Genomic DNA, 20753 nt, shown 5'->3' on the forward strand with positions numbered 1-20753 from the left:
ACGTGTGGACGTCGCGTGACGTGCCGCCGGCCGTGCGCGAGGCGGGAGGTCGAGCCCGGTCGGCCCTGCCGCCCGGGCCCGACTGCCACTAGATTCGGGTCATGGCGGAGACGAAACGCGAGATCGAGCGCAAGTACGAATCCGACGGCAAGGGATTGCCCGACCTGACCGGCGTCGCCGGGGTCGCGGCCGTCCTCGACAGGGGCGTCGCCGAACTGGACGCCACCTACTACGACACCGCCGACGAACGGCTCGCCGCCGCCTCCCTCACCCTGCGCCGCCGCACCGGCGGTTCCGACGCGGGCTGGCATCTGAAGTTCCCGGTCGCCCCGGGCGTCCGGGACGAGATCAGAGCCCCGCTGTCCGATGCCGTGCCGCCCGTCCTCGCCGGGCTGGTCCGCTCCCGCGTCCGGGACGGCGAGCTGGTGCCGGTGGTCCGGCTGCGCTCCGCCCGGGATGTCCGTGACCTCGTCGACGAGGAGGGGCGGCTGCTCGCCGAGGTGAGTGTGGACGCCGTCCGGGCGGACCGGCTGACCGGGCGGGGCGGCTCCGCGCGGTGGACCGAGATCGAGGTCGAGCTCGCCGACGGCGGCGACCCGGCGTTCCTCGACACGGTGGAGAAACGGCTCCGCACGGCAGGCATACGGCCGTCCGTCTCCGCGTCGAAGCTGGCGCGGGCGCTGGCGGAGACGCGGCCGCAGCGGAACCAGGTGGAGCAACAACAGGGCAAACGGCAGGGGAAGGGGAAACAGCCGGGGAAGGGGAGCGGGAAGGGGAGCGGTAGGCGGAACGGGGATGAGGGCGGCAAGGCGGGCGGGCAGCGGAGCGGGAAGCGGGCGAACGCCGGGGAGGAGACACCTCCCGGCGGACCGGTGACCGCCGGGGACCACGTCCTCGCCTACCTGCGCGCCCAGCGCGACGCCCTCGTCGAGCTGGACCCGGCCGTCCGCCGGGACCTCCCCGACTCCGTGCACCGCATGCGGGTCGCCACCCGCCGAGCGCGCAGCGCCTTCCGCTCCTACGCCAAGGTCCTCGACCGCTCCGTCACCGACCCGGTCGGCGAGGAACTGAAGTGGCTCGCCGGGGAGCTGGGCGTGGACCGGGACCAGGAGGTGCTCACCGACCGTCTGACGGCCGCCCTCGACCGACTCCCGCGCCCGCTGGTCACCGGCCCGGTCCGCAACCGGCTGCGCGCCTGGTCACGGGCGCGCGGCAGCGGCTCGCGCCGGCGCCTGATCGCCGTACTGGACGGCCGGCGGTATCTGGCGCTGCTGGACGCGCTGGACCGGCTGGTGGACGACCCGCCCCTGCTCGTCGCCGCCGCGGGCGATCCGTCCGAGGTGGTCGCCAAGGCCGTGCGCAAGGACTTCCGGAGGGTGGCCGCGCGGGTGGAGGAGGCGCTCGGGCTGCCGCCCGGGCCGGAGCGGGACGTGGCGCTGCACGAGGCCCGCAAGAGGGCCAAGCGGACCCGTTACTCGGCGGAGGCGGCCGTGCCGGCGCTCGGCGAACCGGCCGTCGACCTCGTCCGGCTGATGCAGTCCCTCCAGAGCCTGCTCGGCGACCACCAGGACAGCGTGATGACCCGCGAGGCCCTGCGCGACCTCGCCGCCCAGGCGCACGCGGCGGGAGAGAACGCGTTCACGTACGGGCTGCTGTACGGCCACGAGGAACGGCGCGCGGAGCTGACGGAGGCGGCGCTGCCGCAGGCGTGGGCGACGATCGGCGCGGCGACGGCGGTCTGAGAGCTCTCCGGGCCGGGTTACGCTTGATGGTCACCCCTGTCAGCTCACGAAAGTTCCCCCGATGTCTGTCGAGTCGGTGTTCCCGCAGCTCGAAGCGCTGCTCCCGCATGTGCAGAAGCCGATCCAGTACGTGGGCGGCGAGCTGAACTCCACCGTCAAGCCCTGGGACGACTGTGACGTCCGCTGGGCGCTGATGTACCCGGACGCGTACGAGGTCGGTCTGCCCAACCAGGGCGTCATGATCCTCTACGAGGTCCTGAACGAGCAGGAGGGCGTCCTCGCCGAGCGCACCTACAGCGTGTGGCCGGATCTGGAGGCACTCATGCGGGAGCACGGCGTCCCGCAGTTCACGGTGGACAGCCACCGTCCGGTGAAGGCGTTCGACGTGCTCGGACTCTCCTTCTCGACGGAGCTGGGCTACACGAACATGCTGACCGCCCTGGACCTCGCCGGTATCCCGCTGGAGTCGAAGGACCGGACGGTCGACGACCCGATCGTGCTGGCCGGCGGCCACGCGGCCTTCAACCCGGAGCCGATCGCCGACTTCATCGACGCGGCGGTCATCGGCGACGGTGAGCAGGCCGTGCTCGACATGACGAGGATCATCCGCGCGTGGAAGGCGGAGGGACGCCCCGGCGGCCGGGAGGAGGTCCTCCTCCGCCTGGCGAAGACCGGTGGGGTGTACATCCCGGCGTTCTACGACGTGGAGTACCTGCCGGACGGCCGGATCGCGCGCGTCGTACCGAACAGGTCGGGTGTCCCGTGGCGCGTGTCCAAGCACACGGTCATGGACCTGGACGAGTGGCCGTACCCGAAGCAGCCGCTGGTTCCGCTGGCCGAGACGGTCCACGAGCGCATGTCGGTGGAGATCTTCCGCGGCTGCACCCGCGGTTGCCGCTTCTGCCAGGCCGGTATGATCACCCGCCCGGTGCGCGAGCGCTCCATCACGGGTATCGGCGACATGGTCGAGAAGGGCCTGAAGGCGACCGGCTTCGAGGAGGTCGGCCTGCTGTCGCTGTCCAGCGCCGACCACAGTGAGATCGGTGAGGTCGCCAAGGGCCTGGCGGACCGCTACGAGGACGACAAGATCGGCCTCTCCCTGCCCTCCACCCGCGTGGACGCCTTCAACATCGACCTGGCGAACGAGCTCACGCGCAACGGCCGCAGGTCGGGCCTGACCTTCGCCCCCGAGGGCGGCTCGGAGCGCATCCGCAAGGTCATCAACAAGATGGTCTCGGAGGAGGACCTGATCCGCACGGTCGCCACCGCCTACGGCAACGGCTGGCGCCAGGTGAAGCTGTACTTCATGTGCGGCCTGCCGACGGAGACCGACGAGGACGTCCTGCAGATCGCCGACATGGCGACCAAGGTGATCGCGAAGGGCCGTGAGGTCTCCCGCTCCAACGACATCCGCTGCACGGTCTCGATCGGCGGCTTCGTCCCCAAGCCCCACACCCCGTTCCAGTGGGCGCCGCAGTTGAGCGCGGAGGAGACGGACGCCCGCCTGGAGAAGCTCCGGGACAAGATCCGCGGCGACAAGAAGTACGGCCGCTCGATCGGCTTCCGCTACCACGACGGCAAGCCCGGCATCGTCGAGGGCCTGCTCTCCCGCGGCGACCGCCGCATCGGCGCGGTCATCCGTGCCGTCTACGAGGACGGCGGCCGCTTCGACGGCTGGCGCGAGCACTTCTCGTACGACCGCTGGATGAGCTGTGCCGACAAGGCGCTGGCCGTGTACGGCGTGGACGTCGACTGGTACACCACCCGTGAGCGCACCTACGAGGAGGTCCTGCCCTGGGACCACCTCGACTCCGGCCTGGACAAGGACTGGCTCTGGGAGGACTGGCAGGACGCCCTCGACGAGACGGAGGTCGAGGACTGCCGCTGGACGCCGTGCTTCGACTGCGGTGTCTGCCCGGCCATGGACACCCACATCCAGATCGGTCCGACCGGCAAGAAGCTGCTGCCGCTGTCGGTGAAGCAGCCGGCGGGGAGTGGACACAGCCACTGAGGACACACGCGCCGAGCCCCCTTCCTCCCGGGAAGGGGGCTCGGCGCTGTGGCAACCGCCCGTGCGATGGTGTCGCCGGTCAGTTGTTGCCGGGCTCCGGGGAGTTCAGCGGCGGCCTGACTTCGTCTCCTTCCTGCGTGCCTGCGACCGCCTGCCGGGCCTGCCGGGCCTGCCGGAGTCCATTCGCCGTCAGGCCGGGTTCGATCGGGAGTTCGCCGCCCGCCAGGCTGTCGCCGAGCCGTCCGCCGCGGCGCGCCGCCCGAAGGCCTCCCGCGCGGGAAAGGCCGCGGGGTCGGGGCGCCGGGAGCAGACGCGGCGAGGCCGGCGCGGCAGGACGGGATCCGGACCGGCGGCTGTGGCGTCTACGTGGACATGGACCTGGACAAGCCACCCGCCCGACAGCCCGCGCAGCAGACCCCGGAGGGCTGTCTCGTCGTCGCGATCCGGTTGCCCGTGCGGATCGTCGTGCTCGTGCTGGTCGTACCGGTGCGGATGGTGTGGGACGCGCTCGTCGCCGCCGGCCGCCTCCTCAGGGACACGGTGCTGCGGCCGGCCGGGCGGGCCTTGCTGTGGCTGGGCAAGGTCCTGGTCGTGTGGCCGCTCGCGGCCCTGTGGAGGTACGTCGTCGTCCCCGTCGGCCGGGCGCTCGCCTGGCTCGGCAAGACGCTGGTCGTCGTCCCCGCGGTGTGGTGCTACCGGCACGTCCTCACCCCCGTCGGACACGCCTGCGCCTGGCTGGCCCGCACTGCCGGTGCCGGCCTGGCCTGGCTGTACGCGCAGGTGCTGGCTCCCGCCGGCGTCGGCCTTCGCGCGGTGCTGGCCTGGCTGGCGCGCCACCTGGTCGTCGCCCCGGCCCGCTGGTTGCACGAGTGGGTCCTCGCCCCGGTCGGACGGGCGATCGTCCTGTGCGCGCGGGGCCTGGGGTGGCTGCTCGGGACGCTCGTCGCCGGGATCGGCCGGGTCCTGTACTGGACCACCCGGATCCTCCTCGTCCTGCCCGCGCTCGCGCTGTGGCGTTGGGTCCTCGCGCCGGCCGGCCGCGTCCTCGCCGTCGTCGGACGGGAGGTGTGGGACGCCCTCGGGCACGCCTGGCGGATCGCGGGACGCGTCTCGCTCGCCGTCGGGCGGTTCCTGGCGGCCCTCTTCCGGTGGATCTTCGTGGAGCCGGTGCGCTGGGTGTACCGCGCCGTGCTGACCCCGGTCGGACACGTCGTCCGCGACACCGTCCTGTGTCCCGCCGCCGAGGCCGCCCGCGCGACGGGCCGGGCCGCCCGCCAGGCCCTGACCGCCGCCCGGGAATCCGTACGGCAGGCCCGCGCCGACGTCCGGCGGATGCTGTTCGGCGAGCCCGGCAAGCGGGAGGCGGTGGTCCGGAGGGAACCTTCGCGCCGCGAGACACGTACTCTTGGTAGCAGTACGACCGCTCTCACGAAGGACTGAACGACACTGGGCAAGCGACAGCCCGAAGGCCCGCCGCCCGCACCCGCGGTGCAGCGCATCCGACTGCGCTACACCAAGCGCGGCCGCCTCCGGTTCACCAGCCACCGTGACTTCCAGCGCGCCTTCGAGCGTGCGTTGCGCCGTGCCGAGGTGCCGATGGCGTACTCGGCGGGGTTCACGCCGCACCCGAAGGTGTCGTACGCCAATGCCGCACCCACCGGCACGGGCAGCGAGGCGGAGTACCTGGAGATCGCGCTCACCGAGGCGCGGGACCCGCAGAAGCTGCGTGAGCTCCTCGACGCGTCGCTGCCCGCCGGGCTCGACGTGATCGAGGCGGTCGAGGCCCGCACCCCTGGGCTCGCCGACCGGCTCACGGCCTCCGTGTGGGAACTGCGCCTGGACGGCGTGGACCCCGGGGACGCCGACCGCGCGGTGGACGCCTTCAACGCGGCCGACACCGTCGAGGTCGAGCGCCTCACCAAGAACGGCGTCCGCACCTTCGACGCCCGCTCCGCCGTCGTACGGCTGGAAACGCACTTTCCACAGGCTGATAGGCCTATCGACCAGCCCTGTGCGATACTGCGGCTGGTGGTTCGGCACGTGACGCCTGCCGTACGACCCGACGACGTCCTGTCCGGTCTCCGCGCCGTGGCCGACCTGGCGCCGCCGGTCCCCGCAGCGGTGACCAGGCTGGCGCAGGGGCTGTTCGATGAAGAGACCGGCGCGGTGACCGACCCGCTCGCGCCCGACCGCGAGGCAGCCGAGGCCCGCTCAACGGCCGATGCGACTGCCGCCGCGAAGGCGCCGGCGTAAGGAAGGTTCCGCACAGGGACGGACGTCGTAGCGCCGCCCTCGTACTCGGGAGCCACCTGGGTCGGGCAGCGCACCGACCAGAAGACTTTCGCCAGGCCGTACGCAACATGCGTACGGAACCGGCGAGACAGGACACAGAGAGCTCCCGTGCGGCGGCCGCGCCCCGGACGGCGGCACCGCGCACAGCGCGAGCCGCGGACGTCAACGGCGATCGACGAGGTCGACGCCGGACCAGGTGCGGCGCCCGGGAGCCTGACGGGAGACACACCCGCATGCTCGAGCCGACCGAAACCACAGAGTCCGTGACGGACTCCGAAGCGAACACCCCCAGCGACACCCTGCCGCCGCGCCGTCGGCGCCGTGCCGCATCCCGCCCGGCGGGTCCGCCGGCCGCCTCCGCCGACACCCCGGCCGAGACCGTCGCGCCGGCCATACCGGCCGCCGCGCCCGCCGCCGACCTGGTGGCGGACGACAGCGACGAGGAGAAGACGGACGAGACCGTCGAGGCCGCCGGGACCCCGGCCGACGAGGCCGCCGCGCCCGCGCGTCCGCGCCGCCGTGCCACCCGTCGGGCCTCCGCCCCCGCCGGGGCTCCGGCGCCCGCCGAGGCCGCCGAGACGGTCGTGCCGGTGGCCGCCGCCGAGACGCCGGAGCCGGTCGCGGAGGTCGCCACCGCCGAGGACATCACCTCTGCCGAGGAGAGCGCGGCCGTCGTCGAGGACGCCGCTCCGCGCCGTACCCGCCGCCGCGCCACGCGGCGCGTCTCCGCGCCCACCGGGGCTCCGGCGCCCGCCGAAGCCGTCGAGACGGGGGCACCCGCGGCCGAGCCCGCTCAGGAGCCCGCTCAGGAGTCCCCCGTCGAGGAGCCCGCCGCCGAGGCCGCGCCCGCGCGTACCCGTCGTCGCGCCACCCGACGGGCAGCCGCGCCCGCCGGTGTGCCGCAGGCCGCCGAGCCCGAGACGCGGACCGCCGAGCCCGAGGCGCAGGCCGCAGAAGCCGTCGCCGAGCCGGTGACCGCCGAGGCGGAGGCGCCCGCCGAGGCCCCCGCGGCCGAGGAGGCCGCTCCGCGGCGTACCCGCCGCCGGGCCACGCGCCGCGTTTCCGCACCCGCCGAGACCGCCGATGCCGCTGAGGCCACCGAGGCGGAGGAGGCCGCTGAGGCCGAGGTGCCCGCTGTCGAGGCTCCGGCGCCCGCCAAGGCCGCCAAGGGGGCCCGCAAGGCCGCCGAGCCCGCCGAGGCTCCCGCGACCGCTCAGGCCGACGAGGAAGCCGCTCCCCGTCGTGCGCGGCGACGCGTCGCCCGCAAGGCAGCGGTCGGTTTCTCCGAGCCCGCGCGGCCGGCCGGTGAGGACGCCGAGGCGCCGAGGCGTCCTGCGCGCCCCGCCGTCGCCGTGTTCCAGCCGCCCGTGTTCACCGAGCCCCGGTTCCAGACGCCGCAGCGCGCGGCTGCCGAGGCGGCGGCCGCCGATGCGGAGCCCGTCGAGCCCGAGGTCGAGCCGGCCGAGGCCGTCGAGGAGGTCACGGAGGAGCCGACCGGGGCCCGCCGTCGCCGCCGTCGCCGGGGTGCCGGCCAGGGCGAGGAGAGCGCCGAGGCCGCGCCCGTCGCCGTCGAGGACGAGGACGAGCCGGAAGAGGCCGACGAGACCGCCGAGGACGCCGTCGAGGGTGACGACGAGGCCGAGGAGAGCGGTTCGCGCCGCCGTCGCCGCCGGGGTGGCCGTCGTCGCCGTCGTGGCGAGGCCATGGACGGCGAGGCCGGGGAGGCCGAGGCCGAGGAGCTCGCCGCCGAGCAGGCCGAGCAGGACGCCGAGGACACCGCCGAGCAGGAGGAAGAGGACGCCGAGGAGGAGCACGCCGACGACACCGGTGGCTCCACCGCCGGCAGCCGTCGTCGCCGTCGTCGCCGCCGCCGTGCCGGGGACGCCTCCACGGACGTCGAGCCGGGCGAGGGCGACCCCGAGCGCACGGTCGTCAAGGTGCGCGAGCCGCGCAAGGCGAGCGAGCCGTCCGACGAGGTGCAGTCCATCAAGGGCTCGACCCGCCTGGAGGCCAAGAAGCAGCGCCGCCGGGAGGGCCGTGAGCAGGGTCGCCGCCGCGTCCCCATCATCACCGAGGCCGAGTTCCTGGCCCGGCGCGAGGCAGTCGAGCGCGTGATGGTGGTCCGCCAGCACGGCGACCGTACGCAGATCGGCGTCCTGGAGGACGGCGTGCTCGTCGAGCACTACGTCAACAAGGAGCAGGCGGTCTCGTACGTCGGGAACGTCTACCTCGGCAAGGTGCAGAACGTGCTGCCGTCGATGGAGGCCGCCTTCATCGACATCGGCAAGGGCCGCAACGCCGTCCTGTACGCCGGCGAGGTCAACTTCGAGGCGTTGGGCATGGCCAACGGGCCGCGGCGCATCGAGTCCGCCCTGAAGTCCGGCCAGTCGGTCCTCGTGCAGGTCACCAAGGACCCGATCGGGCACAAGGGCGCCCGTCTGACCAGCCAGGTCTCCCTGCCGGGCCGCTACCTCGTGTACGTGCCCGAGGGCTCGATGACCGGCATCAGCCGCAAGCTGCCCGACACCGAGCGGGCCCGTCTGAAGACCATCCTCAAGAAGATCGTCCCCGAGGACGCGGGCGTCATCGTGCGCACCGCCGCCGAGGGCGCGAGCGAGGACGAGCTGCGCCGTGACGTCGAGCGGCTCCAGGCGCAGTGGGAGGAGATCCAGAAGAAGGCCAAGAGCGGCAACGCGCCGACGCTTCTGTACGGCGAGCCGGACATGACCGTCCGGGTCGTGCGCGACATCTTCAACGAGGACTTCACCAAGGTCGTCGTCAGCGGCGACGACGCCTGGTCGACCATCCACGGGTACGTCTCGCACGTCGCGCCGGACCTGGCCGAGCGGCTGTCGCGGTGGACCTCCGAGGTCGACGTGTTCGCCACGTACCGGATCGACGAGCAGCTCGCCAAGGCGCTGGACCGCAAGGTCTGGCTGCCCAGCGGCGGTTCGCTGGTGATCGACCGGACCGAGGCGATGGTCGTCATCGACGTCAACACCGGCAAGTTCACCGGTCAGGGCGGCAACCTCGAGGAGACGGTCACCAGGAACAACCTGGAGGCGGCCGAGGAGATCGTGCGTCAGCTGCGGCTGCGCGACCTCGGCGGCATCATCGTCATCGACTTCATCGACATGGTGCTGGAGTCCAACCGGGACCTGGTGCTGCGGCGCCTGCTGGAGTGCCTGGGCCGCGACCGCACGAAGCACCAGGTCGCCGAGGTGACGTCGCTGGGGCTCGTGCAGATGACCCGCAAGCGGGTCGGACAGGGTTTGCTGGAGTCGTTCTCCGAGACCTGTGTCCACTGCAACGGCCGCGGGGTCATCGTCCACCTGGACCAGCCGTCCTCCGCCAACGGCGGCAAGCGCAAGAAGCGCGGCCGCGGCGGGGACGGGCAGGCGCCCGACCACGAGCACGAGGCCGTGGCCGCGGAGACGGCCGAGGCCGTCGTGGCCGTCGCCGAGGAGGCCGAGAGCGAGGCCGAGGTCGCCGCAGCGGTGGCCGCGCCGGTCGCGCTGGAGTCCCCCGACTTCGCGCCGGACGAGGAGCTGTACAGCAGCGTCGCCGAGGCGGAGGCAGCGGCCACGCGCGGACGCGGCCGTCGCCGGGCAAGCCGTCGGGCGTCTGCTCCGGCGGGCGCGCCGAGGGGCTCGCGGAGGGCCGTCGCCGAGGCGCCCGCCGAGGCGCCCACGGCGCAGGACGTCACCGTCGAGGAGGAGGCGGAGCGTCCGGTGCAGCCGGCCGAGGCCGTCGCCGCGCACGCCGAGCCGGTCGCCGTCGAGGACCCGGTCGTCGAGGCGCCTGTCGCCGAGGCTCCGGCTGCCGAGGCGCCGGCTGTCGAGGAGGCCGCGCCCAAGGGCCGTACGCGTCGTCGGGCCACCCGCAAGGTGTCCGCGCCGGCCGGTTCGCCCGCCGGGGCGGAGGCGGCCGTGGTGACGGTCGCCGAGTCCGCTCCCGAGGAGGCTGCGGCGCAGGCTCCGGTGGAGCAGCCCGCCGACTCCGAGGCGGAGGCCGTCGCCGAACCGGTCGTCGAGAGCGCGGCTCCGGCCCGTCCGCGGCGCCGTGCCGTGCGCAAGGCCACCGCGCCCACCGCGCCCGAGGAGACGGCCGTCGTGGTCGTCCCGTCGGCCGCGGCGGAGGCTCCGGCGGACGCCGCCGCCGAGACCCCGGCCGAAGCACCCGCGCAAGCCGCTGCCGAGACCCCGGCCGAGGCTCCCGTGGAGGCCCCGGCCGGCGGCGAGGCGGGCGAGGAGGCGGCGGAGGCCGCCCCGGCCAAGAAGGCGGCCGCTCGCAAGACCGCCAAGAAGGCCACCGCGAAGAAGGCCGCCACCAAGAAGACCGTGGCCAAGAAGACCGCCGCGAAGAAGACGGCGGCCAAGAAGACGACGGCCAAGAAGGCCGCGAAGGCGGTGTCGAAGAAGACGGCGGCGGCGCAGCAGAGCGCCCCGTCCGTCTCGGCCACGACGGAGGACTGACCGGTCCCGCAGGCCGCAGGGCAGGCATCACAGAGGCGGCGCGGGGCACCCGGTTCCGACACCGGGCGACCCGCGCCGCCGCTTGCGGCGCCGCGCGTCACCGCGCGGGTTACCCTGTGTTCCGCTTGTGATGGACCGCACCCGTCCAGGGGGTTTCACTGTGGTAACCCTAGGGAAAATCGCCATCTCCGTGCTGGTAACGTGAACTGTGGTCCCGGTGGCCACAGCCATGCGCACCGTGACCGCAGCCGAACTGCACGTCCGGTCCTCCAGCCCGGATACGGCTGTCTTCCCGCAAGGAACCCTCGGGGGCGGGGTCCTGTGTACAAGCCGTTCGCCCGCCCACAGGCAGCGGTGAACACCCAGGGATGCGGCCGTGCCGGGTTCGACGCGGCCCCTTCCCGACCATGCACGACGCGCCTTCGAGGTCGCCGTAGAGGAGGGGATGTCGATGACCGACGCCCATGAGTTCATACCGGCCGCCAGACCTGTGATCGACGAGGAGGAGATCGAGGCCGCGGTGCGCGTGCTGCGCAGCGGCCGGGTCGTCCAGGGTCCCGAGGTGGCAGCCTTCGAGGAGGAGTTCTCGGAGCTGGTCGACGGGCGGCACTGCGTCGCGGTCAACTCCGGCACCTCCGCGCTGCACCTGGCCCTGATGGCGCTCGGTATCGGCCCGGGCGACGAGGTCATCGTGCCGTCGTTCTCCTTCGCGGCCTCCGCCAACGCGGTGCGGCTGGTCGGCGCCGACGTCGTCTTCGCCGACATCGAGGCGGACACCTTCTGCCTGGACCCGGCGGCGGTCGAGGCGGCGATCACCGCGCGCACCGCGGCGATCATGCCGGTCCACCTGTACGGCCACCCGGCCGCGATGGACCGGATCATGGCGATCGCCGCCCAGCACGGTCTCGCCGTGGTCGAGGACGCCTGCCAGGCCCACGCGGCCGCGCTGCACGGCACCCCGGTCGGTGCCTTCGGTGCCGCGGGCACGTTCAGCTTCTACCCGACGAAGAACATGCACAGCCTCGAGGGCGGCATGATCAGCACGGCTGACGCGGAGGTCGCCCGGACCCTGCGTCTGCTGCGCAACCAGGGCATGGAGCAGCGTTACGCCAACGAGATCGTCGGCGCCAACGTGCGGATGACGGACGTGTCCGCCGCGATCGGCCGGGTGCAGCGCGCCAAGCTGACCGGCTGGACCGAGCAGCGCATCGCCAACGCCACCTACCTCACCGAGCACATCACCGCGGCGAACGTCGTCACGCCGAAGGTCGCCGAGGGCGCGCGGCACGTGTACCACCAGTACACGGTGCGCATCCGGGGTGACCGCGACGCCGCCATGGCCCGTCTCACCGAGGCCGGCATCGGCAACGCCGTGTACTACCCGACCCCGATCCACCGTCTCAAGCCGTACTGGGAGCCGGACCAGAAGGCCGGCCGCGCCTGGGACCTGCCGGAGACCGAGCGGGCGGCCGCCGAGGTCGTCTCGCTGCCCGTCCACCCGGCCCTGTCCGCGCAGGACCTGGAGCGCATCGTGAGTGCTGTGAACGCGCTGGGAGAACAGCTGTGAGCAAGCCGTTGCGGGCCGGACTCATCGGCCTCGGTTCGATGGGGCGTCACCACGCCCGTGTGCTGTCCGGTCTGGACGGTGTCGAGCTGGTCGGTGTCGTCGACCCGATGGGCGACAAGTTCGGTGCCGCCCAGGGCGCGCCGATCCTGAACACCGTTCAGGAACTCATCGCCCTCGGGGTCGACTACGCCGTCGTGGCGTGCCCGACCCATCTGCACGAGGAGGTCGGTCTGGCACTCGCCGAGGCCGGCGTCTGCGCGCTGATCGAGAAACCGGTCGCCGAGACCGTCGAGGGCGCCCGTCGGCTCGTCGACGCGTTCGAGTCGCGCGGTCTGGTGGCCGGGGTGGGCCACATCGAGCGGTGCAACCCGGCACTGCGCTCGCTGCGTGCCCGCCTGGAGGCCGGCGAACTCGGTGACGTCTACCAGGTCGTCACCCGCCGGCAGGGCCCGTTCCCGCACCGCATCGCCGACGTCGGCGTGGTCAAGGACCTCGCCACGCACGACATCGACCTGACCGGCTGGGTGACGGGACGCCAGTACGTGTCCATCGCCGCGCACACCGTCTCCAAGAGCGGCCGTGAGCACGAGGACATGGTCTCGGCGGTCGGCCGCCTGGACGACGGCACCATGGTCAACCACCTGGTCAACTGGCTGAGCCCGCTCAAGGAGCGGTTCACGTCGGTCACCGGTGAGCGCGGCTGCTTCATCGCCGACACCCTCACCGCGGACCTGACGTTCCACTCCAACGCGGCGGTGACCACCGAGTGGGAGGCGCTCCAGGCCTTCCGCGGTGTCTCCGAGGGCGACATGATCCGCTACGCCATTCCGAAGCGCGAGCCGCTCCAGGTCGAGCACGAGCTCTTCCGGGACGCCGTGCTCGGCAAGGCCGCCGACATCTGCACGCTCCGCCAGGGCATGCGGACCGTCGAGGTCGCGGCCGCGGTGCTGCAGTCGGCGACGGACAACCGCAGCGTGTCCCTTCAGCCGGAGGATCTGGCCTTCCATGGCAGCTGAGCGTCACCCATCGGGGGAACGGTGCGTGCTCGGCGGGACTCCTATGTTCTGTGAGACCTTCCCCGCAGGACCCAGCCGGCCGCCGGCTGTCGGAGACCAGGAGCCGGAGAATGAGTGCTGCGCCTGACGTCAGCGTCATCGTTGCCGTCTACAACACGATGCCCTACCTGACGGAGTGCCTGAACTCGCTCCTCGGGCAGAGCATCGGCCGGGACCGGCTGGAGATCGTCGCCGTCGACGACGGCTCCACCGACGACAGCGGCCGCGAACTCGACCGGTTCGCGGCGCTGTACCCGGACACCGTCAAGGTGATCCACCAGCCCAACTCCGGCGGCCCCGCCGCGCCCAGCAACCGGGCGCTGGAGGTGGCCACGGGCCGGTACGTGTACTTCATCGGCTCCGACGACTACCTCGGCGAGGAAGCCCTGGAGCGCATGGTGAAGTGCGCCGACAGGAACGAGTCGGACGTCGTCGTCGGCAAGATGGTCGGCACCAACGGCCGGTACGTCCACCAGGCGCTCTACAAGGAGAACGCCGTGGACGTCAGCCTGTACGACTCCGCGCTGCCGTTCACCCTGGCCAACACCAAGCTGTTCCGGCGTGAGCTGGTCGAGAAGCACAAGCTGCGCTTCCCCGAGCACATGCCCGTGGGCAGCGACCAGCCGTTCACCATCGAGGCGTGCGTGCGCGCCCGGAGGATCTCGGTGGTGGCCGACTACATCTGCTACTTCGCCGTCAAGCGCGGCGACGCCAGCAACATCACCTACCGCGCCGACCACCTGGCGCGGCTGCGGTGCGCGGCGGAGATCATGGACTTCACGGCCGGCCTCATCGAGGCGGGCCCGCAGCGTGACGCCGTCCTGCGCCGGCACTTCACCTGGGAGCTGGCCAAGCTCATCCAGGACGACTTCCCCGGCCTGGACCGCGAGCTGCAGGGGCAGATCTGCGCGGGCATCGCGCGGCTCGCCGACGCCTACTTCACCGACGGCGTCCGGGACGCGATGGACGTCAAGCGCCGGGTGCGGATCGCGCTGGCGCACGCCGGGGCGATCGACGAGCTGTGCGAGGCGATCACCTCCGAGAAGGAGCACGGCGCCCCGCCGTTCGTCGTCGAGGGCGACCGCGCCTACGCCCGCTACCCGGGCTTCCGCGACCCGCGCATCGGCCTGTCCGACCGCACCTACGAGCTGCTCGACGAGTCGGTCCCCGGCCGGCTCGCCGCGGGTACGCACCTGCTGACCTCCGGCTGGGAGCAGCAGGACGACCGGCTCACCTACACGGCGTCCGTGCGGGTGCCGGTCGTCGGTGACGCCGACGCGGCCCGGCCCGTGCTGCGACTGGTCAAGGGCGCCATGCCCAAGTCGGCGGACAAGCCAGGCGGGCGCCGGCTGAAGGCCGGGCAGGTCCTGCCGCCGGTCGTCGGCGAGATGCGGGTGGAGCCCGCCCAGGACGGCGCCGCCAGCGTGCTGCACGCCCGTGTGCCGCTGGACCACGACACCGCCAAGCGAGGCGTCCGGGTCCACCTGGACCTCGCCGGCCGGACGTACGAGATCCCCGTGCGCGGCGAGGGGCTGCCCATGCCGCTGGCCCGCCTGTGGGGGCCCGCCGGGGACCCGTACCGGGCGTCGGCCGTGGTGAACGACAAGGGGCGTGTGGTGATCGACACGGCCCAGCTGTATCCCCCGAAGAGGACACTGGTACGGCGGGCGCTCGGGCGCCTGCTCCGGAAACTGAAGTCCGGTGCCGTCCGCGTGAAGCGGGCCGGTGCCAAGAAGTCCAAGCCGAACGGTGCGAAGAAGCCGACCGGTTCCAAAAGGAAGTAGCGACCCTCCATGAACATCTGTGTAGTAGCGCTCGGCAAGATCGGGCTCCCGCTGGCGGTGCAGTTCGCCTCCAAGGGCCACCGGGTCATCGGCGCGGACGTCAACGAGAAGGTCGTCGAGCTGGTCAACGCCGGTGTCGAGCCGTTCCCCGGCGAGCACGACCTCGACGTCAAGCTCAAGCAGGCCGTCGACGCCGGGCTGCTGAGCGCCACGACGGACACCGCGGCCGCGGTCGCCGACTCCGAGGCCGTCGTCGTGGTCGTCCCGCTCTTCGTGGACGCCGAGGGCGTGCCGGACTTCGGCTGGATGGACGCCGCGACGAAGGCGATCGCCAAGGGCCTCAAGCCCGGCACGCTCGTCTCGTACGAGACCACCCTGCCGGTCGGCACCACCCGCACCCGCTGGGCGCCGATGCTGGCCGAGGGTTCGGGCCTGACCGCGGGCGAGGACTTCCACCTGGTGTTCTCCCCGGAGCGGGTCCTCACCGGCCGGGTCTTCGCCGACCTGCGCCGCTACCCCAAGCTGGTCGGCGGCATCGACGAGGCGTCGACGGCCCGCGGTGTCCAGTTCTACGAGCAGGTCCTCGACTTCGACGAGCGCGCCGACCTGCCGCAGGCCAACGGCGTGTGGGACCTGGGCACCGCGGAGGCCTCCGAGCTGGCCAAGCTCGCCGAGACCACCTACCGGGACGTCAACATCGGCCTCGCGAACCAGTTCGCGCGCTTCGCCGACCAGAACGGCATCGACGTCAAGAAGGTCATCGAGGCCTGCAACTCGCAGCCCTACAGCCACATCCACCAGCCGGGCATCGCCGTCGGCGGCCACTGCATCCCGATCTACCCGCGGATGTACCTGTGGAACGACCCGGCCGCCACCGTCGTGCGCTCCGCCCGTGAGGCGAACGCCGCGATGCCCGAGTACGCCGTCGACCTGCTGGCCGCCGCCTACGGCGACCTGACCGGCGTCAACGTGCTCGTGCTGGGCGCCGCCTACCGCGGTGGCGTCAAGGAGACCGCGTTCTCCGGCGTCTTCCCGACCGTCGAGGCGCTCAAGGCGCGCGGCGCGGTCCCGTTCGTCTCCGACCCGATGTACACGGCGGAGGAGCTGGCGGCGCACGGACTGACCCCGCACAACGGCGAGAAGGTCACCGCGGCGATCCTCCAGGCCGACCACGCCGAGTACCGCGCCCTGACCCCGGCCGACCTGCCGGACGTCACGGTCCTGGTCGACGGTCGCCGTACGACCGACCCGGAGGCCTGGAAGGGCGTCCGCCGGGTCGTCATCGGCGGCTGACGGACGCTCGCAGGGCGCACACAACCTCATGGCCCCGCCCCCGGAACCTCGGGGCGGGGTCCTGGTGCAGGAAGGGTTCTTCATGACCTGGCTGATCACGGGCGGCGCCGGCTTCATCGGCTCGCATGTGGTGAAGGCGATGACCGACGCCGGTGAGTCCGTCGTCGTCCTGGACGACCTGAGCACGGGCCGCGCCGAGCGGCTCGCGGACGGTGTCGTGCTGGAGACCGGCACGGTCCTCGACCGCGAGGCCGTCGACCGGGTGCTGCGCGAGCACGCCGTCACCGGCATCGTGCACATCGCCGGCAAGAAGCAGGTGGCCGAGTCCGTCGAACGGCCGCTGTACTACTACCACGAGAACGTCGAGGGCCTGCGCGTGCTGCTCGACGCGGCCGCCGCCGCGGGCGTGGGCCGCTTCCTGTTCTCCTCCTCGGCCGCCGTGTACGGCATGCCGGACGTCGACCTCGTCACCGAGAAGACGCCGTGCGCGCCCATCAACCCGTACGGCGAGACCAAGCTGGCCGGCGAGTGGCTGGTGGCGGCCGTCGGTGCGCGGCACCGGATGGCGACCGCCTCGCTGCGCTACTTCAACGTGGCGGGCGCGGCCACGCCCGAACTGGGCGACGACGGCGTCTTCAACCTGGTCCCGATGGTCTTCGAGCGGCTCGACGCCGGGGAGTCGCCGTGGATCTTCGGCGACGACTACCCCACCCCGGACGGCACCTGCGTCCGCGACTACATCCACGTCGAGGACATCGCCGCCGCGCACGTCGCGGCCGCGCAGCGGCTCGCCGCCGACCCGGACGCCCGGCTCGTCCTCAACATCGGCCGCGGCGAGGGCGTCTCGGTCGCGGAGATGGTCGGGATCATCCAGGACGTCACCGGGCGCACCGACGCCGAGCCGCGGGTGCGCGAGCGCCGTCCCGGCGACCCGGCGCGGGTCGTGGCCTCCGCCGACCTGATCCGCGAGGAGCTCGGCTGGAGTGCGCGGCGGGGCGTGCGGGAGATGGTGGAGTCGGCGTGGGCGGGGTGGCGGCTGCGGCACCCGTGACGTCCCACGGACGAGCGTGACGCGGAAGGGCCCCCGGGATGATCCCGGGGGCCCTTCTTCCGTCTCTTCCGTCCTGGCGTCAGCTCTCCTCGAGGAACAGCTTCTCGAAGTGCTTCTGCACCACGGGCCAGTCCCACACCGTCAGCGCGTGCTCGGTGGCGAGCTCGCCGGCGGCGCGCCAGGCCTCTTCCGAGGCCGTGACCTTCAGGATCCGCTCGGCCGCCTCCGCGGGGGAGGCGACGACCCAGCCCTCGGGGTAGAGGGTGCGCGCGCTGTTGGGCTTGCCCGCGTAGAACGGCCAGTCCCGCACGACGGGGACGGCACCGCTGGCGGCGCCCTCCATCAGACCGACGTGGCAGCCCTCGCGCACGGAGGAGCTGAGGATCGTACCGATCTCGACCAGCTTCGACGGGACGTCGTCCGTCGGACCGAGCTTCACGACCGCGCCGGACTCCTCCAGCGGCGCCAGCAGCCGATCGAGCTCACGCCGGTACTCGCGGGTGGCCTGGCTGGTCTTCGGGTCCATGTCGCCGCCGACCAGGATCAGCCGGTAGCGCTCGTCGTGCTTGCGGACCCGCTCCAGGACGTCCACGGCCCACTTGGGGTCCTTGGCGACCTGGCTGATACCGATCAGACCCAGGTTGAAGCGGGCCTCGGCCGGCTTGGGCCGGTTGAAGCCCGACAGGTCCATGGCGTTGTCCAGGACGTGGAAGCGCGGGGCCTGCTCGCCGCGGAGCATGGGCACGAGCGAGGTGGTGAGGTCCTTCACGTGCGGGGCGACGAAGACGAGGTCGTCGACCCGGGAGAAGTCCGTCATGTGCGGCCAGCGCGTGAACGCCTCGTAGCTGTGCAGGCGTACGACGATCCGGGTGTCGCCCGGGTCGATCGTGGTGAGCATGCCGGCCGGGCCCGCCGCCCACTCCAGGAACAGCGTGTCCGCCCAGTCGAGGTAGGGGCGCATCAGGCGCTCCACCTCTTCCTGGTAGTCGCTCGCGCCGTCGGACAGCCGGTCCTTGAGCATCCTCGGGGCCGCCCAGGAGATCCGCTTGAGGTGCTTGTTCGCGGCCAGGTCCAGGTAGCGCAGCTCGACGCCGGGGTGGTCGGCGAAGTGCTCCTTGATGAGGTGCAGGAAGTTGTCGTTGGCGCTCGTCGCCACCAGCAGCCGCAGCGGGCGGTCGGTGGGCACGGGTGCCGCGGGCACCGTGCGGCCACGGGGGCGGCTGAGGGCCTGGAACGCCTTGGAGCGGTACATCGGGGCGACGAAGCCCTCGGCGTCCTTCGCCAGCGGCGACGACAGCTGGTCGATGTGCAGCACCCGGTGGAAGTCCAGGAACAGCGCCCGGTTCAGCGCCTCGGCCGCCTCGTCGGTGCGGCCCCTGGCGAACTCGGCGTCGGCGTGAACGAGATGGGCTTTGACGGCCTTGCCGAGGCTGCGCGGGCTGATGCCCTTGCGGATCTCCTGCATGGCGCCCTCGTAGTAGAGGTCGGCCCGCAGCTTCGGGTCCGGGATCTTCGCGGCGGCGTCCGCCAGCGTCAGCGCGGCACCGCTGGTGCGGCCCGCCCACTGCATGCCCTCGGCGACGTACCGCGAGGTCGCGGCGCGCACCTTTATGGGCACGCCGGGCGCGGTCACGGCGGAACGCCACAGCCGGGCGCCGACGCCCGAGCGCATCACGGGCCGCGGGGTGGCCGCCCGCACCAGCTGGGCGGGCAGGCTGTCGACGCTGCGGCGCACATCGCGGGCGACGGCGTGCAGCGGCGGCAGGACGGAGGAACGGGCCGCGGTGCCGCCCTTCTCCTTGAGTTCCTCCACGGCCTTCAGCGCGGGCGCGAGCCCGAACTTGGCGGCGGCGCCCCGGTTGTACTCGGCCAGCCGCCACACCGTGTACACGGCGGAGGCGTCCAGGGCGACGAGCACGTCGGCCTTGCGGGCCCGGGAGCGCAGCCACGAGTCGCGGCCGATCTGCATCCACAGGCGCAGGCCGCGCGGCGACTTGCCGGCCCGGCGGCGCAGCGCCTGGCTGCGGTGCTTGAGGTTGCGCGGCAGCTGGTGGGCGCCGGCCAGCGCGACCTTCGCGAGTTCCTCGGGGACGCCCTCGGCCTCCAGGTGGAAGCTGCCCGCCAGGTAGACGCGCGCACCCAGGGCCTCGAACTTGCGCACCGTGGAGGCCAGGACGCCGAACTGCGGTCGGTCGGTGGCGACGAGCAGGACTTCGGTCACTTGGCGAGCTCCTCGACAAGGTTCTTGACGGCGACGGACATCAGCGCCTCACGAGTGAACTGGTCGGCGTGGGCCATCGCTTCGGCGTGCTCCGCGTCGGTCGTCTCCACCGCCATGTGCGCGGCCTTGATGAACGACTCGGTCAGGCCCTCCACGTCGAGACCGGGAGCGCCGGTCCACAGCGGGTGGCCCTTCAGCACGTTGGAGGCGTCGTGCTCGACGGCGTGCGCCGACACGATGGGCAGGCCCGTCGCCATGTACTCGTACACCTTGCCGGAGGTGACGTACCGGCCGCCGATGAGGATCAGCACCATGGCGTCCCAGCCGGCGTAGATCGAGGAGACCTCGGCCTTCGCCGCGGGCCCCCCGTAGAAGACGCCGTCGGACTCGGCCTCCTTGAGGACCTCGGCGTGCCGGTTCGCCCCGCGGCTGGCGCCGTTGCCGAGGTGGCCGCGCAGCTCGAAGCGCGCGTTCGCCAGCAGGGGCTCCTTCTCACGGGCCGCGCGCCAGGCGTTCAGCACCGTCTCCAGGTGCGGGATGCTGAAGTTGACGGTGCCGAGGTAGCCGAAGACCAGACCGGACTCGCGGTCCGCCTTGTGCACCCAGCCCGGCGCGCTGTCGGCGTCGTAGCCGTTGCGCACGACGTGCACGCGGTCGGCGAACTCCGGGTAGCGCTTGCGGTAGTGCTCGGCGATGGGGTCGTTGACGACCCACAGGGACACCGCGTGGTCGAGGACCTTCTGCTCCCAGCGGCCCTCGTCGGAGTCGCGGGAGAAGGCCTCGACGCCGTCGATGACGTCGATCGACCAGCCGTCGCGGAAGTCCACCGCGTACGGCACCCTCGCCTCCTCCCACAGCTTCCAGGCCGCGGCGAGGTTCACGTACGGCACGCAGCTGGCGAGCAGCAGGTCCGCCGGGTGCTCCCGGTGGATGCGCAGCACGGCCTGCTCCAGGTCGCCGCGCCACTCACCGAAGTTGGGCTCCGGGAAGGTCTTGGTCTGGCGGCGGCGGAGCTGGGCGACCCAGCCGTTGGGGTCGAGGGCGCGCGCCTCGTCGTAGAGGCGGATGTCCGTCTCCAGGTCTTCGCGCGCCAGCGGCAGTTCGACGATCTTCACCCGCGGGTCGACCTGGTCCAGCAGGGTGAGGTCGATGCCGGAGTCGAGTTCCCAGGATTCCCGGGCGATGTTGACGACCGTGACGTCCCAGCCCGCCTTGACGAACTGGTTGGCGGTCTCGCGCATCCGGTACGTGGAGCTCTTGGC

Annotated in this window: 12 protein-coding genes; 10 read left to right on the forward strand and 2 right to left on the reverse strand. The window is 72.6% G+C overall.

What is annotated here, in order from left to right:
- Nucleotides 1–101 precede the first annotated feature (101 nt).
- From ACIBBD_RS32850 to galE, 10 genes are all read left to right on the forward strand, one after another.
- Nucleotides 102–1742 (forward strand): CHAD domain-containing protein, encoded by a 1641-nt coding sequence (locus ACIBBD_RS32850; protein ID WP_399423215.1) that lies wholly within the window; start codon nucleotides 102–104, stop codon nucleotides 1740–1742.
- A gap of 61 nt (nucleotides 1743–1803) precedes the next feature.
- Nucleotides 1804–3753 (forward strand): TIGR03960 family B12-binding radical SAM protein, encoded by a 1950-nt coding sequence (locus ACIBBD_RS32855; protein ID WP_399423216.1) that lies wholly within the window; start codon nucleotides 1804–1806, stop codon nucleotides 3751–3753.
- 372 nt (nucleotides 3754–4125) lie between these two features.
- On the forward strand, nucleotides 4126–5193 hold the full coding sequence (locus ACIBBD_RS32860; protein WP_399423263.1) for a hypothetical protein: 1068 nt from the start codon (nucleotides 4126–4128) through the stop codon (nucleotides 5191–5193).
- Between the two features lie 48 nt (nucleotides 5194–5241).
- Entirely contained in the window at nucleotides 5242–6006 is a 765-nt protein-coding gene (locus ACIBBD_RS32865; protein ID WP_399423217.1) for a TIGR03936 family radical SAM-associated protein, read from the forward strand.
- 272 nt (nucleotides 6007–6278) lie between these two features.
- Nucleotides 6279–10520 carry a ribonuclease E/G gene (locus ACIBBD_RS32870; RefSeq protein ID WP_399423218.1) on the forward strand — a complete coding sequence of 1414 codons (4242 nt, stop codon included), beginning with the start codon at nucleotides 6279–6281 and terminating at the stop codon, nucleotides 10518–10520.
- A 451-nt stretch (nucleotides 10521–10971) separates the two neighbouring features.
- Nucleotides 10972–12087 carry a DegT/DnrJ/EryC1/StrS family aminotransferase gene (locus tag ACIBBD_RS32875; RefSeq protein WP_399423219.1) on the forward strand — a complete coding sequence of 372 codons (1116 nt, stop codon included), beginning with the start codon at nucleotides 10972–10974 and terminating at the stop codon, nucleotides 12085–12087.
- A complete protein-coding gene (locus ACIBBD_RS32880; protein WP_399423220.1) occupies nucleotides 12084–13103 on the forward strand; it encodes a Gfo/Idh/MocA family protein in 1020 nt (339 codons plus the stop codon). Before ACIBBD_RS32875 ends, ACIBBD_RS32880 begins: the two co-directional genes overlap by 4 nt.
- A 110-nt stretch (nucleotides 13104–13213) precedes the next feature.
- The gene (locus tag ACIBBD_RS32885) at nucleotides 13214–14926 is read left to right on the forward strand and encodes a glycosyltransferase family 2 protein (protein WP_399423221.1); all 1713 of its coding nucleotides are present in this window, start codon (nucleotides 13214–13216) and stop codon (nucleotides 14924–14926) included.
- Between the two features lie 9 nt (nucleotides 14927–14935).
- Nucleotides 14936–16219, forward strand: coding sequence for a nucleotide sugar dehydrogenase (locus tag ACIBBD_RS32890; RefSeq protein WP_399423222.1), 1284 nt, complete (start codon nucleotides 14936–14938; stop codon nucleotides 16217–16219).
- A gap of 82 nt (nucleotides 16220–16301) precedes the next feature.
- Nucleotides 16302–17270 carry a UDP-glucose 4-epimerase GalE gene (gene galE / locus ACIBBD_RS32895; protein ID WP_399423223.1) on the forward strand — a complete coding sequence of 323 codons (969 nt, stop codon included), beginning with the start codon at nucleotides 16302–16304 and terminating at the stop codon, nucleotides 17268–17270.
- 79 nt (nucleotides 17271–17349) lie between these two features.
- On the opposite strand, the gene ACIBBD_RS32900 is transcribed toward galE, so the two are convergent.
- Together ACIBBD_RS32900 and ACIBBD_RS32905 are read right to left on the reverse strand one after the other, a co-directional pair.
- Complete coding sequence (locus tag ACIBBD_RS32900; protein ID WP_399423224.1) at nucleotides 17350–19491, reverse strand: glycosyltransferase family 1 protein; 2142 nt, start codon at nucleotides 19489–19491, stop codon at nucleotides 17350–17352.
- Nucleotides 19488–20732 carry a glycosyltransferase gene (locus tag ACIBBD_RS32905; RefSeq protein ID WP_399423264.1) on the reverse strand — a complete coding sequence of 415 codons (1245 nt, stop codon included), beginning with the start codon at nucleotides 20730–20732 and terminating at the stop codon, nucleotides 19488–19490. Before ACIBBD_RS32905 ends, ACIBBD_RS32900 begins: the two co-directional genes overlap by 4 nt.
- Nucleotides 20733–20753: the final 21 nt, after the last annotated feature.

The organism is Streptomyces sp. NPDC051315 (genome assembly GCF_044455165.1).
Taxonomy (GTDB): domain Bacteria; phylum Actinomycetota; class Actinomycetes; order Streptomycetales; family Streptomycetaceae; genus Streptomyces.